We start from the raw sequence: 18,435 nt of genomic DNA on the forward strand, positions 1-18,435 counted from the left end.
AATTTGACGGAATTTCGCGGTTTCCTAAAATTCCATATTTTTAATATGAAGATTCTTCTGGCTGTCCAGGGACAGAATTACCCATAAGTATCGGGATTACCCGTAGGTATCCTGCGAGCCTTGCGGCTTTACCCACTGGCGGCCCTCGTAATTGCGGTGCTGCTTAGGGCCTTGAATGTGCAGCTTAACCACCACATCCGGGCCGAGACGGTCCGCGATCTTCTGCAATATTGGGCGCTGGAGGTAGCGAAGTTCGGTGGCCCAACTCGAGGAATCACACGCTACGTAGACCACGTGTTCCTTAATGGTGAGAGGTTGGGTATGCGCAGCGATGCGCTCACCGACGAGGTTGTCCCAATTGCCCATCACCCAACCATGGGCCAATTCATGCTCCCAGCCACGCTTTCCAATTTCACGCTGAATCTGGGCACCCAGGCTTGGCACATCAAGGCTGCGACGACGACGGCGCCCATCAGGTCCGCTCGGGCGACCGCGGCGATAAGGCTTGGGTTGTTGTTCCGCTGGCGTTGGCGCCAGGTTCATCTTCGGCGCTGGTTTGTTGAGCTTGGGCGCATTCTTAGAATTACTTCGCGTGCGCTCGAATAGGGCCTTGACTGGATCGAATTCCGGCTCAGTCATCGTCATCACCAGCAGTCGCCTGATCCACCTGGTCGTGCGGCGTAAGTTCAGAAATCCGGCCCTCCTCCGTGTCCTTCACGGTGACTGTGAAACGCTCGATGGGCCGCAGGTTGCCAGGGAGATCCTCGTCAACGGCTGCGGTGATGAGCACTTGTTCAGCCTCAGCTGCAAGGTGCACGAGCTTTTCGCGGCGCTTGGCATCCAGCTCAGCGAAGACATCATCAAGGATGAGGATCGGATCGGTGCCATCCTGGCGCAGCAGATTGAATTCCGCTAGGCGCAGGGAAATGGCATAAGACCAGGTCTCGCCGTGGCTGGCAAAGCCCTTCGCAGGGGCCGTGCCCAAGTTCACTACGAGGTCATCGCGGTGCGGGCCCACCAGCGACATGCCACGCTCGATCTCTCGCTGCCGCATGGAGGCGAGCTCCGTAAGCATCATGGCTTCGATGACATCGCGATCAGTGACGTCCACGGTGGACTTGTACTCGATGCTGGCCGGGCGGGACTCCGGAGCAAGGCCGGAGTAGGCGGCGGGGATGAGATCCTGGAGGGCGTCGACAAGCGCGAGGCGTGCCTGAATCACCTGTGCACCGAGGGACGAGAGCTGGGTATCCCAGACGTCGAGCGTGGCCAGGGCTGAGGCGCCATCACTGTCGCTGTAGCCGCGGCGCAAGCTAGGCGACGCCGACTTCAGCAGAGCATTGCGCTGCTTGAGCACCTTATCGTAGTCGGCCTTCACGCCGGCCAGGCGCGGGGTCCGCGATGCAATGATGTCATCGAGATACTGGCGTCTTGCTGCTGGTTCACCGCGAATGAGGGAGAGATCTTCGGGGGAGAACAACACGGTTGTGACCACGCCGAGCACCTCCCGCGGAGATTTGAGACGGGTGCGGTTGATTTGCGCCTGGTTCGCCGCATGCGGCTTGATGAGCAGGTGCGCGGTGAGCTCACGGCCTTGGTTAACCGCGGTTGCAGAAATACGCGCGTTGGCTGCCCCGTGGCGCACCAGCGGGGCATCGTGGGCAACGCGATGCGAAGACAGATGCGCGGCATAACCAATGGCCTCGACGATATTGGTTTTGCCGAAGCCATTGCGGCCAACGAAAAGGGTAATCCCCGGTTTCAGCTCGAGGGTGAGCTCGGGCCAGGAACGGAAGTCCCTGACATCGAGTTCGCGAATGTACATACGGCCTAGCCTGGCAGACGTACCGGCATCAGCAGGTACGTGAAGTCCGTCTCCGGAGTCGGGAACGTGCCATCCTCGGTGGCCGCCGGCAGTTCCTCCGGTTCCGGAATCATGATCGCCGGGCGGGAAGGTTCGGTGAAGCCGAAGACGACGCGATCGGTGTGAACCACGGCCAAACCGTCCTTGAGGTAGGACGGGTTGAAGGCGATGACGAAGCTATCGCGGCCGTTGAACGCACAGGGCAAGGTTTCCGTGGCGCGGCCGGAATCAGCGCCGGCGGCGAGGGTGACCTCGCCTTCACTGAACTCCATGCGGATCTGCGCGTTGCGGTCTGTCAGAAGGGACACACGGCGGATGGCTTCCTGCAGCGGGGCAACTTCGATGCTGGCCATAGCCGTGTGGGTCTTGGGCAGTAGCGGTGCCACGTTGGGGAAGTCCGCATCGAGCATGCGGGTGGTGGTTTCGCGGTTATCTGCGTGCAGACCAAACAGGCCCTCAGCAGCGATGTTCTCACCAGTACCCACGGCGATCTCCACTGGGATGTTGAGGTGGGTATCCAGGGAACGGCCGGTTTCCTGGAGGGTCTTGGCTGGGACAAGAAGCTTAGCCTCAACGGACTCAGACACCGGCTCCCACTCGAAGGTGCGCATGGCCAAGCGGAAGCGGTCCGTGGCGGTCATCTCGACGTGGGATCCGTTGATCGCAATGTGCACACCAGTGAGCATCGGCAACGTGTCATCCTTACCGGCTGCGGCTACGACCTGGCTAATTGCCTCAACGAAGAGCTGCGGATTGATGGTGCCGGTGACCTCCGGGAGCACAGGCAGCTGCGGGTAATCATCCAGCGGGATAAGTGGCAGTTCAAAGCGGGAAGAACCACAGGTAAGCAGGACCTTGGAATCCTCCTGCGTCATCTCCACTTCCTTGTTGGGCAATGAGGCAACGATGTCAGAAAGCAATTTACCGGCCACGGCAATGCGTCCCGGTTCATCCACCATGCCGGCAATGCGCACGCGAGTGGACACTTCGTAATCGAAGCCGGTGAATTCCAAACCATTGTCATCCGCGGTGATCAGCATTGCGCGAAGTACCGGCTGGGTGACCTTCGACGGCAGACTGCGCGCGACCCACGCGACGGCGTTGGCGAGGTCATCTTTGGCAACGCGAAATGACACGGACTGGTCCATGGTGGTGAGACGCTCCTCTAGTTGCGGATGGATAAATTCTTGGAAGCTCACTCCAACTTACAGGATCGCCACCGAACCACAGGAGTTTTGTCATTCCACTTCGTAGCTCTTCGTTGGGGCCGGGCGGCCAGGTGGGCACCAGCGAATCACACACATCCTTTTTCTTCTTGGTTAGGGAGAAAACAAAATAGGAGTAGTAATAACCGCTGTGAGATCTGTGGACAACCATGTAAATCCCAAGCTCGTTCCGGCGAAGCGATCTGTGAGTCAGGGTGTGGGATTGCTGTGATCAAATGACACAAAATGTGAGTAACCCTCCGGGGGCCGACGTTATCCACAATTCATCCCCAGATCCATCGGCGCTGATCACAGGGTTAACCACACGCGAAGAACCGCTTCTGATCTGCTGTGGATGCAGAAAATGTGACCAGGATCTATGAATTACAACAGTGGAATTACACAGCTGTGAATAACTCTGTGGATAACGATCAACAAACGCCCCTCCCCGGGTGACACCGTGAGATGGTGCTGGTGGGAGGGGCGTCGGCAAGCACGTGGCGCCGTGGATTTAGTGCACGACGTCTTAGTGACTGTTGTGATTCTTTACGCGTTGGGTCAGCGCCTGGATTTCATCGTAGGTATTTCTGTTCTCTGTCATCTCCTTGCGGATCTTGCGATCCGCATAAATGACCGTGGTGTGGTCCTTGCCGCCAAACTGATCACCGATCTTGGGCAGAGACAGCTCGGTGAGCTCACGGCACAGGTACATCGCCAGCTGGCGGGCATGGGCGACGGCGCGCTTCTTACCAGAGCCGCGAAGGGTGTCGACGTCAATGTTGAAGTACTCCGCGGTGACCTCCATGATGGCGGCCGCGGTGATCTGGCGATCAGCAGAATCCGGCGCGAGATCGTGCAGCGCAATCTCCGCCATTTCCATGCTGATCGGTTCGTTGACCAGCGAGGAGTATGCAGAAACGCGAATGAGTGCGCCTTCTAGCTCGCGAATGGAGGATTCGAAGCGCGAGGCAATGAGCTCCAGGACCGAACGGTCCACGTCGGTGCCGTCTGCCGCAGCCTTCTTCATGAGAATCGCAATACGCGTTTCCAGGTCCGGCGGCTGAATATCTGTGATGAGACCACCTTCGAAACGCGTGCGGAGGCGATCCTCCAGCGTGGTCAGCTGCTTCGGCGGGCGGTCAGAGGACAAAATGATCTGCTTATTGGCCTGGTGCAGCGCGTTGAAGGTGTGGAAGAACTCCTCCTGGGTGGATTCCTTGCCCTCCAAAAATTGGATGTCATCCACCATGAGGATGTCCAGGTTACGGTAGCGGCGTTTGAAGGACTCCTGGCGGTCATCACGCAAGGAGTTGATGTAGTCATTGGTGAACTCTTCGGAGGAGACGTACTTCACGCGCAGGCCCGGATGCAGCACCTGGGCATAGTTGCCCGCGGCGTGGAGTAGGTGTGTCTTGCCTAGGCCGGATCCACCCCAAATAAACAGCGGATTATAAGCACGGGCGGGATTCTCCGCCACCGCCACGGCCGCACCGTTGGCGAAGCGATTTGAGGAACCAATGACGAAGTTTTCAAACGTGTGCTTCGGATTGAGGGACTTCTCGCGGTTCGGGTTATGAGCAGGTTCCTCGCGGGGGATGCGCGGACCGGAGGCCTCCGGGTAGCCGGCCGGGCCGCTTGCTTGCTGTTCAGTGTAGTGCTGGGCCAGCTCGTCCAAACTGGCCGGTGAATAGGTGGAATCCCAATTAATCGGCCGCTGCTGGGGTTGTGCTGACTGCTCTGCTGGCCGTTGCGCAGGGCGTTGTGGCTGCTGATAGGTCGGTTCAGTCTGGTGACCCATGCCGTGCTGTGGTGCCTCGGTCTGGACGGGGCGCTGTGGTGCTGCTTCCTGAGCTGCTTCGGACGGTTGCGGTGCCTGCTGCTCTGGGGCCGCCTGCTGGGCGGTGATGGTCACGGCTAAAGAACACGGCCTGCCCATGTGCTGCGACAAGGTGCGTGAAATGTGCTCCCCCAGCTCGGTCTCAATGACATTCTTTGCATTCTCGTGCGGAGCGGCGATGAGTGCGTAGCCATCGCCGATCATGATGGGTTCGACGAGCTGCAGGTTAAGGCGCTGGCTGTGGGTGAAATTCGGCACGGCCGAGTTGGGTTGCTCGGATTGTGCTAGCAGGTCAGTGACCACTGCTTTCCAGCTGGCCCTGAGGGCCGCTTGCGGATCAGACAAGACGCCTACCTTCTGTGTAGTTCGAGTTCACACAGTGCCATTGGTACGAGGCCACATGACACGTACTCGACCACTGCGCGGGTATTCAGGTAACTCGGGTAACGCAGTGATTCTTGTAGTGATGGGGATGGACGGATGGACTGAGAAGAGAGTGAGAATTCCACCGGGTTTCCACCGAAGATTCCACACGATGTTTTAGCGCGTCACCTCGGTTTCCACAAAGTTATCCACAGGTGTGGAAAGGCGGTTTATTCACAGCCTATCTCATGGCTGTGGATAACTTTCAATCGGCACCCTAATGCCATTGAGCTGCGAAAACTCTAAAAGTCTCAAGGTGTGATTGAGAGTTATCCACACCCTGTTGACGGCTGTGGAATTTGATTCCTTAGTTCTACCGTGTTGATCCGAGGCTGTCTAACGCACTTTTTATGCAGGGTTCAGCCGGAGCGAGCAGGGACGGTTTGGCGTTGCTGCCGGAACGCGCTTGACCCGCAGCATGAGGGCGAAAAGTAGCGCTCTAGCTGCGGATAAAAACATCGATGTCATTTCGGGTACACCCAGTGTGTCGATTTGTTCTACGCCCCACCTGTCACGTAACCTGTGATGGTCTATCGCAGCAGTGCATGGAGCACATGTTGCATGTGGGACTGCCTCGCCCCGCCTTGCGGCGCCTTCCGGGCGAAGCCTCATCCCCGCGAACACCATTCATCAGTGGATGCACAGGCCCCACCGCATTCGGCGGTGGTCTTGGGTTATCTGCGCACAACTTCAAGGAGTTAATCGTGGCAAAGGGTAAGCGTACCTTCCAGCCGAACAACCGTCGTCGTGCTCGTAAGCACGGCTTCCGCACCCGCATGAGCACCCGCGCTGGCCGCGCCATTGTCGCTGCTCGTCGCAAGAAGGGTCGCGCTAAGCTCACCGCTTAATTCATGCTTCCAGCCCAGCACAAGCTCACGTCCCCGAGACAATTTCGGCGGACCATCAAGGGCGGACGCCGGGCGGGCACGCGCACCGTTGTCGTGCATATGCGCATCAACGATGGTGAGGACGCCATCGCGGCCACTGGCCCGCGATTTGGCCTCATCGTTTCGAAGGCCGTCGGGAATGCCGTGGTTCGCCACCGCACCTCCCGGCGGCTTCGTCATGTGTGCATGGCGGTCATGAAGGATGGCGCTCATGGCGCACCTTTACCCCCGCATACTGACATTGTTATCCGCGCCTTGCCCGCCAGCGCAGAGGCTACTAGTGAGCGCCTTGAGCGCGATATCCGCAAAGCCCTAGCTAAATGGGATATCTGAACTCTCAGGGGGAAGAGATCCCTGAAGCTCGTGGCTTCGGGCGAGTCCTAGTTCACGGGGTGCGCTTCTACCAAAAGCATGTTTCAGCCCTTAAGATGGTTTCGACCTGTCGTTTTGAACCGACATGCAGTGCCTACGCCCTAGAGGCAATCTCCGTCCACGGAGCGCTCAAGGGAACGGGCATGGCCGTCGCCAGGCTCTGCAAGTGTGGGCCCTGGCATCCGGGCGGATTCGATCCGGTACCGACCAAACAACAACGAAGGTAAACAACACTCGTGCTTAATTTCATCTATTGGCCAATCTCAGCCGTCCTCTGGTTCTGGCATTGGCTCTTGAGCTTCGTCCTTGATTCCGCCTGGGGTGGAACCTGGATTATCGCCATCGTTCTTCTGACGTGGACGCTCAAGGCCATCATGGTCAAGCCAACCATCACGCAGCTGCGCTCCTCACGCAAGATGCAGGAGATCCAGCCGCAGATCCAGGAAATCCGTGCCAAGTACGGCAATGATCAGACCAAGGCTGCACAGGAGATGCAGCGAATCTACAAAGAGTCCGGTGTGCGTCCGGTGGCAGGCTGTCTGCCGATGTTCGCTCAGATTCCCATGTTCATTGGTCTCTTCCACGTGCTGCGATCCTTTGACCGCACTGTCGCCGTCGCCGGTGGCTTTGGCCACCCGGCTGGCGAGGCCATGTCGGAGGAGATGAATGCCTCCATCGCGAACTACATCTTCAAGCCGGAGCAGGTCCAAGAATTTGTTGACGCGAAGATCTTCGGTGTGCCCCTCGTGGCCAACCTGCGCCTGAACTCTGGTCTGGAGATCGTCAAGGAAACCACGACGACGCAGGTTGCTGTCATCATCGTGCCGCTGATCGCCATCATTGCAACGCTGACCCACTTCAACGCGCGTATGTCTCTCAACCGCCAGGAGGCGCGTCGCGCTGCTGGTAAGACGGCAACTCCGCAGGGCCAGAACGCTGAGATGATGCAGCAGCAAATGGCCATGATGAACAAGATGATGCTGTGGTTTATGCCGGCCATGCTGGTCTTCTCCGGCTTTATTTGGCCGATTGGTCTTCTTTTCTACATGTTGGCCAACACCGTGTGGACCTTCTTCCAGACGCGCCTCGTCTACGCCAAGATGGACCGCGAGGAGGAAGAGGAAGCAGCTGCTAAGGCTGAGCTCAAGCGCACCTCCGCTCCTAAGCCGGGCGCTCGCAAGAAGGATAATCGCTCCAAGAAGCAGCGCCGCAAGAATAACTAGAACTACCCAGGAGAATTCACAGTGACCGACACTGTATCCGACACTGTGCCACTGGACCCGTCTGACGTGTTTGGATCGCGTCTGCCGCTCGCGCAGAAGTACCACGATTCACTCGCCACGGACGGGTCCACTCGTGGTTTTATTGGCCCCCGCGAAGTCCCGCGCTTGTGGGAGCGCCACCTCATGAACTGCGCCGTGGTGGCAGAGGTGATGCCTCAGGACGCCGTGCTTATCGACGTCGGCAGTGGCGCCGGCCTCCCCGGCATCCCCCTCGCCATCGCGCGACCTGACCTTCAGATCACCCTCATTGAGCCGCTGCTCAAGCGCTCTACGTACCTCAACGAGGTCGTCGACCTGCTCGGCTTAGACAACGTCACCGTCATTCGTGGTCGCGCCGAAGAAGGCCCGGTCAAGAAGGCCGTGAAGGGTGCAGACATTGTGACCTCCCGCGCGGTGGCGCCGCTGGGCAAGCTCGCTAAGTGGTCGCTGCCGCTTGTTCGCAAAGGTGGCGAAATGATTGCCCTTAAAGGTTCCTCTGTCCATGAGGAACTTGAGCGTGACGCTGCGGATATCAAGCGCGCCGGTGGAGGAAAAGCCGAGGTCATGACCATTCACGGCACCACGATTATCCGTGTCCCCCGCGTGAACTAGAGTAGACGGCATGACTCATCCTCGTCTTATCACCATCGCGAACCAGAAAGGTGGCGTGGGTAAAACTACCTCCGCCGTCAACCTTGCCGCCGCGCTCGCAGAGGCCGGCAAGAAGGTACTGGTGATCGACCTGGACCCGCAGGGCAACGCCTCCACCGCCGTGGGCGCTGAACACACCTCCGGTACTCAATCCAGCTACGAGGTGCTCTTGGGGGACTGCACTGCTGACGATGCGCTGCAGCACTCCCCCGATAATGAGAACTTGTACTGCATCCCCGCCACCATTGACCTAGCCGGCGCGGAGATCGAGATGGTGTCCCTCGTACGCCGTGAATTCCGTCTTTATGATGCCTTGCACAAGGGTTTCTTGGAGGACCACGGCTTTGAGTACGTGTTCATTGACTGCCCCCCTTCCCTGGGCTTGCTCACCATCAACGCGATGTCCTGCGCCGAAGAGGTCATCATCCCCATCCAGTGTGAGTACTACGCGCTGGAGGGCGTGGGCCAGCTGTTGGGCAACATCTCGATGATCCGGGAGCACCTCAATGAAGAGCTCCATATCTCCGGCGTCCTCCTTACCATGTTTGATGCCCGCACCAAGCTGGCCCAGCAGGTTGCGGATGAGGTCCGTGAGCAGTTTGGTGCCGTTGTCTTGGGTAACGTTATCCCCCGCTCTGTGCGCGTCTCGGAGGCTCCGGGCTATGGTAAGACGGTTATCGCTTATGACCCGTCGTCGACCGGTGCCCGCGCATACGCGGCCGCCGCGCGCGAACTGGACAGACGCGGGGACTACACGCCGCACCCCACCACGGGTGCTATTGGCGTGAGCCCCGAGATTTTCGCGGAATTGGAAGGATAGGACACTGTGGCAGATCGCACTGCAGATAGGAAGGCAGACCAGAAGCCGGAGCAGCGCCAGGGCGGCCTAGGCAAGGGCCTAGCCGCGCTTATCCCCTCCGGCCCGGGCGCTCCCTCCCGCAAGCCGCGTTTGGGAGATTCCGCCGCGGACATCATTCTGGGCGCCTCTACCGGCGCACCCAAGGACTCCGGCCCGAAGAAGATACAGGGTGCGCCAACCATCCAGCAATCTTCCGGCTCCAAGAAGCGCCAGGCTAAGCCCTCGGTGATTGGTGCGACGTACCGCGAGATCTCTGTCGGTGACATTCTCCCCAACCCGAAGCAGCCGCGTACCGTCTTTGATGAGGACGAGCTGGCAGAGCTGGTCCACTCCATCAAGGAGTTCGGCCTGCTGCAGCCAGTTGTGGTTCGTCCTTCTGAGGAAGGCGGCTTCGAGCTCATCATGGGTGAGCGCCGTTGGCGCGCCTCCTCCAAGGCGGGCCTAGCCACCATTCCGGCCATCGTCCGTGACACCAAGGATGATGACCTCCTTCGTGATGCCCTGCTGGAGAACATCCACCGAGTGCAGCTCAACCCGCTGGAAGAGGCACACGCTTACCAGCAGCTCCTTGAAGAGTTTGGTGTGACTCAGAATGAGCTGGCTGATCGCATCGGCCGTTCCCGCCCCCAGGTGACTAACATGATCCGCCTGCTTAAGCTGCCGGTGAACGTACAGAAGCGCGTGGCTGCCGGCACCCTGTCCGGTGGTCACGCCCGCGCTTTGTTGGGCCTGCCGGATGCAGAGGCCATGGAGCTCATTGCTAACCGCATCGTGGCGGAGGGTCTCTCCGTGCGCGCTACGGAGGAAGCTGTCACCTTGTACAAGCGCGATGGGAAACCGGCCGAGGCCACAAAGAAGCCTGCGGTCCCGCAGCCGCAGTTCTTCACCGAGTCCGCCGAGCGCCTGGCCGATCATTTCGACACCAAGGTCACCGTCACCATGGGCAAGCGTAAGGGAAAGATGGTCGTCGAATTCGGCGACCAGGAAGACTTCGAGCGCATCATGGCGCTTATTGAAGGCACCGAAAGCAGCTAGCCCAACCATGTTCGTTCAGGCCGTCAAGGAAGGTGTTGCCATCAATCCCTTGGCGGCCCGATCTATCTTCTGGGAGATGAAGACCACCGTCGCTGATCCCGCCTTCGAGAAAGAAGCCTGGCTCAGCGCTACCCTGTTGCGCTACGGTGACTGCGGCTTCACCGTGGGTGATGAGGCGACCGTTTTCTTCTGCCCGCCGGATCTGGCCCCGGGTACCGCAAAGTTGCCCACCTCCCCTGTCTCGGAGGACGCGGTGCTGGTGTCGTCCCTCTTTGTGAAATCGGAGCGTGCGGCCAAGGGCTTGGAAGCAGTGCTTCTCGACGCCACAATAATGCACCTCACCTCCCGCGATGCCACCGCTATCGAGGCTTTTGGCTATCGTGACCACGGCAAGGCTGAGGATCTGCTGCGGGACAAGCCGGGCCGCATCGGTCTGCTTTCTGTGGAAACGCTGGAATCCGCGGGTTTCATGGTGGTGCAGGATCACCCCATTACGCCACGCCTGCGCCTCGAGCTGCCTCCTGCCTTCGATTTGCTTACCGCAGCTGCGGTGGAGGATCTCCTCGCCCGCGCCCTGGCGTAGGGCCTAGGCTTCAAAGACCTATTCAATGAACAGGTCCGTCAGCGTGGTCTACAACGAGCGACTTGCCCAGCACGGGATTGCCACTTCCACCGGAACTGTCGGGGATTCTTATGACAATGCTCTGGCAGAAAACGTTAATGGTTCCTACAAGAACGAGCTGATCCATACTCGCAGGTAGGATGATGTTGTCGAGGTAGAAATCGCGACGTTCGAGTGGGTGTCATGGTGGAACGAAGATAGACTCCACCAAAGCTTGGGATACCGAACCCCGGTCGAGGTCGAAACCGAATTTTGGAAGCAGAACCCGCCACAGGAAATAATAGAAATCAAGGCAAATGCCTAGGAACAAAACTCGGGGCACTTCACTGCTGTATCTCGGCGGGGCCTATCGGTGCCAACGTCTAGGGGTATTGAGCAGAGTGATATTTAGCCCGCTGCGTTCGGCTTGGTCGATGTGGATTTCGTCAGGAAACCAGGATGAGGCCGCCGATCCAGCTAAGGAAACGGACGGGGCCTATCGGTGCCAAATGGTGCCAAATGGTGCTACCCTAGTGTTATTGCCACCTGTTACGACAGGATCGGAAGAAGACCCTGGGACCCCAGCCGGACGACTGGACCCAGGGTCTTCGCCTGCCTCTAGAGGGAATCCGGGGTGGGACGTTTGAGGACCACTTTCTCGTGCAGCTTCTCCCAGTACTGCTCTTCCCCTAGATGGACGGAGTTCAGTGCTCCCAGAACGGCATCTGGAATCCAGAGCAGGGGATCATCGCCTCCGCGTACGTGTCGCAGTCGGATGCCAGCACTTTGTCCCTGGCCCTGCAGGGCAACTATATGGGCGACGTCTCGCCTGTTTTGTGCTTCTTGCCGGCTTTCCAAAGTGACGTTGTGGACGTGCATCTCGGAGAGCTCGAAGTACATCTGCTCCAAGCATTTCCTGCGGTGCCTCTCCGTCTTCTTGCTCACTTCACTCCGGTGGGTGATGATCGCTTGCATGGAGTCGATCTCAGAAAGGGTGTCCACGATTTTTCGGCGTCGGCTCTTACGTTCGTCGGTCCAGTGAAGTTTGACCTGGCCAGGAAGTCGTAGTGGACGCAGCTCCTCGCGTATTTTTTCCAAGTCTTGAGTGTCGATGATGGCTGCACACACCATGTACTCCTGCCGGTCTGGGGGTCTAAGGGCGGAGGACTCATCGATGTAGGCGACTAGCTGTGATTCCACCCTGAAATCGTAGCCTAGCCTTCAAAGACAACTTCCATATGGCGGGATGCAAGCCACGATCGCTGTGGTCAGAAAACAGCCACCAGGGAACTAGACAGCCGTTGTCTGTGTATAAGGAGAAGAAGGTGCCAAAGACCGTGCCAGTGAATCCAGCGCAAGTTTCAATAAAATCTATCCCACACTTGCTCTGATCGCATATGTTTTGTTGTCCATCGGAGATGGAGAAAGCTGGCGCCGCAAGTTGACACTGCTGATGGCGGACTTTCCAACCATCGAAGGCATAAGTCCTGAGAAAGATATGGGGTTCCCCGCTGAGTGGGGCGAGTTAGATATTTGGAATGTCGTAAAGCGTGAATAGTAGAGACCTATATTGTGCAGGAATTCTTGTTTTGTGGAGCAACGTCCCGTTGCCCCACTTCTCAAGAAGATCGTTCCGCGCGCAGGAGCTCGTCAAAGCGATAGGTTCCGGTGACGGCGGTGTCATCATCAAGAAGATACAGGCGCTTAACGGAGACAACGATTGCTTCGGCAATGTCATCGCGGCAGTCCGGGTTGGTGAGGACTGCAATATCCTTCGGGCTCGTCAGATAGCCCAAGACCACCTGTACAACTGGCATCTGAGTCAGACGCAGCAATGCCCACGTGCGGCCGTGGTTGCGGCAGTTACCCAGTTCGGTGCGGGCAACGATCTCACGCTGGATGAAGCCGGAGAGCGTCTCGCCGATGAGTGAGGAGTTGCCGGACTCCGAACCGAAGTAGAAGGTGGCCACGCCGTTGGCCTTGTCCGTGGGATACTCATCGCAGGCCAGGGAAATAACCAGGTCAGCGCCGAAAGCATTAGCCAGGCCCGCGCGGTCACGGATGGACGGGTCATCGGTGCGTGGGCGGGAGATGATGGTCTCCATGCCGGCGGCAATCATCCGGCCGGCAACGCGCTCAGCCAAGTCCCAGAGGATTTCTTCCTCCGTGATGTCGCCGTAGCGGCCCTTGACCGTGCGGCCTTTGTTGAAGCCGCCGAGGCTCGGGTCAATGACGACGCGCTTGCCGGCGAGCTTCGGGCCGGCGTTGCGTACGCGCTCGCGCTCCTGGATGTTGTGGGCAGAGCCACCGGTAATGCGGCGGCCCAGAAGGCTGAGCGCATTGATGGTGTTGGGCCCACACACACCATCGCTGCGCAGACCACAGTTGAGTTGGTATTCCGCCAAGGCAGCGTAGGTGTCCGGGCCGAAGTGCCCGTCGATGCGCTCTTGGTAGAAACCGAGCTCCTGCAGCTGCTCTTGGAGCTGCGCGACATCATCGCCCACCTGCAGGTTGCCCGGCTCATAGGCAAGCACGCGGGCGCCCAAGGTGTAGGAGGCCTGGCGCAATTCGCGGAGGGTGAGGTCATCGATCTCGCCACTGGGAACAATACCGCGTGATTGCTGGAAGGCCTTGAGAACTTCGGACAGCTCCGCATCGAAGTGCTTATCGGCTTCGGAGTACTTCTGCTTCTTCCAGTCGGACAACGTCCCCTGGTAGTCCTTCATGAGGCCGAGGCGGGCAAGAGTTGCGCGTGCTTCGGCGACCCGAACGCTCTGGTCACCAACACGTAAAACGCGATTCACACCTACCCCTTTCGTGATCAAGGTTGGCGCACCTAGGTGCGCCGTCAACGAGTTAAAGACTACCAGTTAGAGCTGTTTCTTCACCTGTGCCACGATGTCCGCCTTGGAACGAAGTCCCACGAACTCGTCGACCTTCTCGCCGTTCTTGAAAATCAGCACAGACGGGATGGACATGATCTGGAACATGGCACCCAGGGTGCGCTCCTCGTCCACGTTGACCTTGACCACGGAGACGTCGTCACCGAGCTCATCGGCAACTTCTTCGAGGATCGGGGACAGCTTCTTGCAGGGACCGCACCATTCGGCCCAGAAGTCCACGACGACGGGCTTGCCGGCCTCGACGACGTCCGTGCGGAAGGAATCAGTAGTGACGTTCTTAATGTTGCTCATGTGACTACTAACGGTTGTCGGCCAAGAAATGTTCCGCATCAATGGCCGCGCGGCAGCCGGAGCCAGCAGCGGTGATGGCCTGCTGGTAGTGGTCATCCACAAGGTCACCGCAGGCGAACACGCCCGGCAAGGAGGTCTTGGTGGACGGCTGCTCCACCTCAACGTAGCCGTTAGCGTTGGTGGACACCTGTCCCTCAAGGAATCCGGAGCGCGGCTCGTGGCCAATCGCCACGAACATGGCGGTGACATCCAGTTCGCTGGTCTCGCCGGTCAGGACATTCTTGACCTCGAGGCCGCCCACCTTGCCGTCCTTGTCCAGGACGCGCTCGACGGTGGTGTTGGTCAGCCACTTTATCTGCTTGTTCTCCTTGGCGCGCTCCAGCATGATCTTGGAGGCGCGGAAGTTCTCCGAGCGGTGGATGATGGTCACGGACTCGGCGAACTTGGTGAGGAAGGTGGCCTCCTCCATAGCGGAATCTCCACCACCAACAACGGCAATGTTGTGGCCCTTGAAGAAGAAGCCGTCACAGGTGGCGCAGGCGGAGACACCGCGGCCGGCCAACTCGGACTCGCCCGGAATGCCTAGGTAGCGCGGGGCGGCACCGGTGGCGAGGATGACGGAGCGGGCTTCAAATACCTCGTCTCCGACGTGCAGCTTTTTGATCTCGCCCTCGAGCTCGACGGAGTCCACAACCTCCATGCGCAGGTCCGCGCCGAAGCGGATGGCCTGAGCGCGCATTTCCTCCATGAGCTCCGGGCCCATGATGCCCTTCTGGAAGCCCGGGTAGTTCTCTACCTCAGTGGTGTTCATGAGCTCGCCGCCGTATTCGAAACCTTCGAAGACGATGGGGTTGAGCTCGGCGCGCGCCGCGTACAGCGCTGCGGTGTAGCCGGCAGGTCCGGAGCCGACGATGGCGACATCGTGGATGGTCACTAAAAACTCCCTTGAGACGACAATTCCTATACAGAATCTTGGTTCGTGTCCGTGCTTCGCGCGCGGAAGACACCAAGATTCTACTCGGGCCTAGTCTATCGCCGCACGCAGCGCCTGCCGAGCCCGGGCTCGGCGAGATTTCACCGTGCCTGGGGCCACGCCCTGGACCTTGGCCACCATGTCGATGGGATAGCCGGCAACATCCGTGAGATACAGCGCTTGACGTTGGTCTTCGCGCAGCTGAGCCAGGGCATCCGCCACGGTGATGTGCTCGGCTAGGTGCTCGCTGGGATTGTGCGCTAGCGCGTAGTTGCGGTCGTCTTCGATGATTTCTGCATCCAAGGAGGCGTTCTCTCGGTTGGAGCGGTGGTTGAGGAAGTCATAGCCGGAGTTCATCACCAACCGGTGCAGCCACGTGCTTAGCGTGGCATCGTGCCGGTAGGACTGCATATTGCAGCTGGCCTTGAGCAGCGCCTCCTGCACGATGTCCTGGGCATCGTCATCGTTGCGCGTATAGCGCCGCGCCATGGCGGTCAGGCGCGCGCGGTGCTTTTCGACGATTGCCGAGAAAGCCTTGGTATCTCCGCCAATGAAGGCATCGACAAGTTCACGATCGGTCGGCTGTGTTGACACGAAGAATCCCCCCGGAAACTACAAATAACAAACGGGTCACCACATGCCCTGGCCGCAGCCTATTGGTGTGATTGTCCCCCCGTTAATGTGTCTGCGAGTTTACGGGAAGTTTCTTCTGTCCGCTACGCAAAGCGGAAGCTTACTGCGCGGCCCGGACGCGGGCCGCGCGGCGCAGCGCGTCTTGGCACTCCAGCAGCACGCGACGCAGCGCGCGGGGCCGCTCGGAGCTGAGGAACTCGCTCGTGGCGCCATCAGCCATGGCAACGTCCGGGTACAGGCCGCGCACGAGGCGGTTGGCAATCTCGATCGGGTGCTCCTCCCACAGCTGGGCCAGGGAGTCGACGTACTCCTGAGCAAAAACCTCGGTGAGGTGGCCTGAGCGTGGAGCGTTGAATGCCGCGAGAAGGGAGTCCACCTCCGCATTGGAGTACTTACCCGGCGTGCGCACGAGGTCGAAGACCTCCCGCTTTACCTCGGCCGACGGGAAGGCGTGAGAGGCACCCAAGTAGGCGGCGGCGCCGGTCAGTGTGTTGTCACGCTCCTTTTCTGCATCCAGCTCTTCGGCGCTGACGGCATCGCGGGCGGCCAGCGCGCGGAGGATGGACCAGCGAATGTCTGGGTCGAGGGCGAGGCCGTCGAGGGAGCCGTCGTAAAGCGCGCGCAGGCGCTGCGTACCGGACTCCTCGGGGGTCGCAGCCAACGCCTGGATCGCGGCGCGAGCCAAGGTGAGCTGCGCGTCGGATGCGGCCGGTGCCTGCTGCAGCACCTGCCACAGGCGCTCTGCGTAGTCGGCGCGGATGTCCTCGCGCGACTCCTCGTCCACGAAGTGGTCGATGGCGTAGCGCGCATTGGCAAAGGCGGTGGTGAGAAGAGTCGGGTTGGCCTCCGCCGGGGCGTGATTGAGCACGGTATCGAGGTAGGAACGCACTGGCCACTCGCCATCACGGGTGAGGTTCCACAGGGAGGTCCAGATGACCGCGCGGGAGAGCTCATCGGGCACCTCGGAAAGCCGGGTGCGGATGGTCTCCAGAGAGGTCTCGTCGAAGCGGACCTTGGCGTAGGTGTGGTCGCCGTCGTTCAGCAGCAGCAACCCCGGCGCGGCCAGCCCCGACACCTCGTCGAGGATGGTGCGCTCACCCTCCAGATCGACGTCGAGGGTGGCGTACTTGGTGAGGGAGGCGTCGAAAAGCGTCAGGTTCAGGCGGTGTGGGCGCGTGGTGTCCTCAGCATCCACGGTGATGGCGAGCTCGTGGATCGTGTCACCATCCGTGTGCAGCTCCGGGGTCAGCGTGTCCGGACCCCACGTGCGCAGCCACGCCGTGGACCAGGCGTCGAGGTCACGATCGGTGTGCTTCTTCAACGCCTTGAGGAGGTCATCAAAGGTGGCGGCACCGAAGGCGTGCTCCTGGAAGTAGTCGCGCGCGCCGGCGTAGAAGTTCTCGCGTCCCACGTAGTGGACCAGCTGCTTGAGCACCGCAGCACCTTTGGCATAAGTAATGCCGTCGAAGTTCTGGCGCGCGGCATCCACGTCCGGGATGTCCGCCTTGATGGGGTGCGTGGTGGGCAGCTGATCCTGCAGGTAGGCCCAGTTTTTGCGCTGCCCGGCAAAGTTGACCCACGCCTCGGTGTACTCGGTGGCGTGCACGGAGGAATCCGCGCCCATGAACTCCGCGAAGGATTCCTTGAGCCACAGGTCATCCCACCACTGCGGAGTGACCAGGTCACCGAACCACATGTGGGACATCTCGTGCAGGATGGTGTTCGTGCGCGCGGCATGCTGCGCGCGGGTAGCGGCGGAACGGTAGAGGTAGTGCTCCGTAAAGGTCACCAGGCCGGGGTTCTCCATCGCGCCCAGGTTGTACTCCGGTACGAAGATGGAATCATACTTGCCCCACGGGTACGGGTAGCCAAAGTTCGCGTGGAAGAAGTCCATGCCCTGCGCGGTGACCTGCAGGATCTCATCATCCAGGTACTCCGCCATGGAGGCGCGGGCAAAGGCACGCAACTCCACCGTGAGGGAGTCATCGGGCGCGGTCCAGGTGCTGTGCTTGGCGACGTACGGCCCAGCCGCGAACGCCGTCAGATACGTCGACAACAGCGGGGTTTCGGCGAAGTGAACCGTGACGTTGCCGTCTGCCGCCTCCTCGCGGGCGACCTCGGGCTGATTGCTGAGGAGCTGCCAGCCCTCCGGCCCGGTGAGGTGCACGGTGTAACAAGCCTTGAGATCCGGCTGGTCAAAGCAGGGGAAGATGCGGCGCGCGTCAGAGGGCTCGAGGTGCGAGTAGAGGTACGTCGTGCCATCGGCCTGGTCGTGCATGCGGTGCAGGCCCTGGCCGGTGCGGGTGTAGTAAGAAGAGCCGGTAATCTCCACGGTGAGCTCCTCCCCCACTGGGAGATCCCGGAGGTACACGCGGCCGCCGTCGAAGGTGTTCTCCACCTCCTCACCGTTAACGCGCACCGAATGCACGGCTTTGCCCAGGTAGTCCACGAAGGTCTCGGGCTCGGTGGTCGTGAACGTAATACGCGCGGTGACCTCGTAAGAATCAACGTCGGTGGGCGCGTTCGTGACGTCAAGGTGCAGGTCATAGGTGCTCAAGCGCAGCGCGGCGCTGCGGGCGGTGGCTTCTGCGTGAGTGAGGTTGGCGGTAGTCATGCGCTACATCTTAAACGCCGCTGCG

The 18,435-nt window shown here is 59.9% G+C and carries 19 protein-coding genes and 1 pseudogene; 10 read left to right on the forward strand and 10 right to left on the reverse strand.

Features of this window, described 5'->3' with window-relative positions:
- Positions 1-96: 96 nt before the first annotated feature.
- From M5J09_RS07570 to dnaA, 4 genes are all read right to left on the reverse strand, one after another.
- Positions 97-645 carry a DciA family protein gene (locus M5J09_RS07570; protein WP_141741466.1) on the reverse strand — a complete coding sequence of 183 codons (549 nt, stop codon included), beginning with the start codon at positions 643-645 and terminating at the stop codon, positions 97-99.
- Positions 632-1,825, reverse strand: a complete 1,194-nt coding sequence (recF, locus tag M5J09_RS07575) for a DNA replication/repair protein RecF (RefSeq protein WP_257157458.1) — start codon at positions 1,823-1,825, stop codon at positions 632-634. The genes M5J09_RS07570 and recF overlap by 14 nt, the downstream gene beginning before the upstream one ends.
- Before the next feature lie 5 nt (positions 1,826-1,830).
- The gene (dnaN, locus tag M5J09_RS07580; protein WP_257157459.1) at positions 1,831-3,012 is read right to left on the reverse strand and encodes a DNA polymerase III subunit beta; all 1,182 of its coding nucleotides are present in this window, start codon (positions 3,010-3,012) and stop codon (positions 1,831-1,833) included.
- A gap of 583 nt (positions 3,013-3,595) precedes the next feature.
- Positions 3,596-5,251 carry a chromosomal replication initiator protein DnaA gene (gene dnaA / locus M5J09_RS07585; protein WP_042528604.1) on the reverse strand — a complete coding sequence of 552 codons (1,656 nt, stop codon included), beginning with the start codon at positions 5,249-5,251 and terminating at the stop codon, positions 3,596-3,598.
- 782 nt (positions 5,252-6,033) lie between these two features.
- Here dnaA and rpmH point away from each other — a divergent pair.
- The 10 genes and pseudogenes from rpmH to M5J09_RS13310 form a co-directional block, all read left to right on the forward strand.
- Complete coding sequence (gene rpmH, locus M5J09_RS07590; protein WP_003847033.1) at positions 6,034-6,177, forward strand: 50S ribosomal protein L34; 144 nt, start codon at positions 6,034-6,036, stop codon at positions 6,175-6,177.
- Between the two features lie 3 nt (positions 6,178-6,180).
- A complete protein-coding gene (gene rnpA, locus M5J09_RS07595; protein WP_042532961.1) occupies positions 6,181-6,549 on the forward strand; it encodes a ribonuclease P protein component in 369 nt (122 codons plus the stop codon).
- Entirely contained in the window at positions 6,537-6,815 is a 279-nt protein-coding gene (gene yidD, locus M5J09_RS07600; protein ID WP_083280798.1) for a membrane protein insertion efficiency factor YidD, read from the forward strand. The genes rnpA and yidD overlap by 13 nt, the downstream gene beginning before the upstream one ends.
- A gap of 9 nt (positions 6,816-6,824) precedes the next feature.
- Entirely contained in the window at positions 6,825-7,811 is a 987-nt protein-coding gene (gene yidC / locus M5J09_RS07605) for a membrane protein insertase YidC (RefSeq protein WP_239179706.1), read from the forward strand.
- A 21-nt stretch (positions 7,812-7,832) separates the two neighbouring features.
- A complete protein-coding gene (rsmG, locus tag M5J09_RS07610) occupies positions 7,833-8,462 on the forward strand; it encodes a 16S rRNA (guanine(527)-N(7))-methyltransferase RsmG (RefSeq protein WP_257157460.1) in 630 nt (209 codons plus the stop codon).
- Between the two features lie 10 nt (positions 8,463-8,472).
- Positions 8,473-9,321 (forward strand): ParA family protein, encoded by an 849-nt coding sequence (locus M5J09_RS07615; RefSeq protein ID WP_239179708.1) that lies wholly within the window; start codon positions 8,473-8,475, stop codon positions 9,319-9,321.
- 6 nt (positions 9,322-9,327) lie between these two features.
- Complete coding sequence (locus M5J09_RS07620) at positions 9,328-10,395, forward strand: ParB/RepB/Spo0J family partition protein (RefSeq protein ID WP_257157461.1); 1,068 nt, start codon at positions 9,328-9,330, stop codon at positions 10,393-10,395.
- Between the two features lie 7 nt (positions 10,396-10,402).
- Positions 10,403-10,978, forward strand: a complete 576-nt coding sequence (locus tag M5J09_RS07625) for a hypothetical protein (RefSeq protein WP_257157462.1) — start codon at positions 10,403-10,405, stop codon at positions 10,976-10,978.
- 25 nt (positions 10,979-11,003) lie between these two features.
- Positions 11,004-11,156 (forward strand): hypothetical protein, encoded by a 153-nt coding sequence (locus tag M5J09_RS13305; protein WP_374982109.1) that lies wholly within the window; start codon positions 11,004-11,006, stop codon positions 11,154-11,156.
- An 18-nt stretch (positions 11,157-11,174) separates the two neighbouring features.
- A pseudogene (locus M5J09_RS13310) lies at positions 11,175-11,321 on the forward strand (IS3 family transposase); the annotation flags it as partial.
- Positions 11,322-11,614: 293 nt separating this feature from the next.
- Here M5J09_RS13310 and M5J09_RS07635 read toward each other — a convergent pair.
- The 6 genes from M5J09_RS07635 to pepN form a co-directional block, all read right to left on the reverse strand.
- Entirely contained in the window at positions 11,615-12,196 is a 582-nt protein-coding gene (locus M5J09_RS07635) for a hypothetical protein (protein ID WP_257157463.1), read from the reverse strand.
- 419 nt (positions 12,197-12,615) lie between these two features.
- Entirely contained in the window at positions 12,616-13,800 is a 1,185-nt protein-coding gene (locus M5J09_RS07640) for an N-acetylmuramoyl-L-alanine amidase (protein WP_257157464.1), read from the reverse strand.
- A 66-nt stretch (positions 13,801-13,866) separates the two neighbouring features.
- Positions 13,867-14,190: a thioredoxin gene (gene trxA, locus M5J09_RS07645; RefSeq protein ID WP_144790608.1), complete on the reverse strand. Its 324-nt coding sequence runs from the start codon at positions 14,188-14,190 to the stop codon at positions 13,867-13,869.
- 7 nt (positions 14,191-14,197) lie between these two features.
- Entirely contained in the window at positions 14,198-15,124 is a 927-nt protein-coding gene (gene trxB, locus M5J09_RS07650; protein WP_257157465.1) for a thioredoxin-disulfide reductase, read from the reverse strand.
- Positions 15,125-15,214: 90 nt separating this feature from the next.
- Complete coding sequence (locus tag M5J09_RS07655) at positions 15,215-15,757, reverse strand: sigma-70 family RNA polymerase sigma factor (RefSeq protein WP_257157466.1); 543 nt, start codon at positions 15,755-15,757, stop codon at positions 15,215-15,217.
- Between the two features lie 139 nt (positions 15,758-15,896).
- Positions 15,897-18,410 (reverse strand): aminopeptidase N, encoded by a 2,514-nt coding sequence (pepN, locus tag M5J09_RS07660; RefSeq protein WP_257157467.1) that lies wholly within the window; start codon positions 18,408-18,410, stop codon positions 15,897-15,899.
- Positions 18,411-18,435 lie beyond the last annotated feature (25 nt).

Origin of the sequence: Corynebacterium sp. BF-R-2, from assembly GCF_024586525.1 — a bacterium.
Classification (GTDB): domain Bacteria; phylum Actinomycetota; class Actinomycetes; order Mycobacteriales; family Mycobacteriaceae; genus Corynebacterium; species Corynebacterium singulare.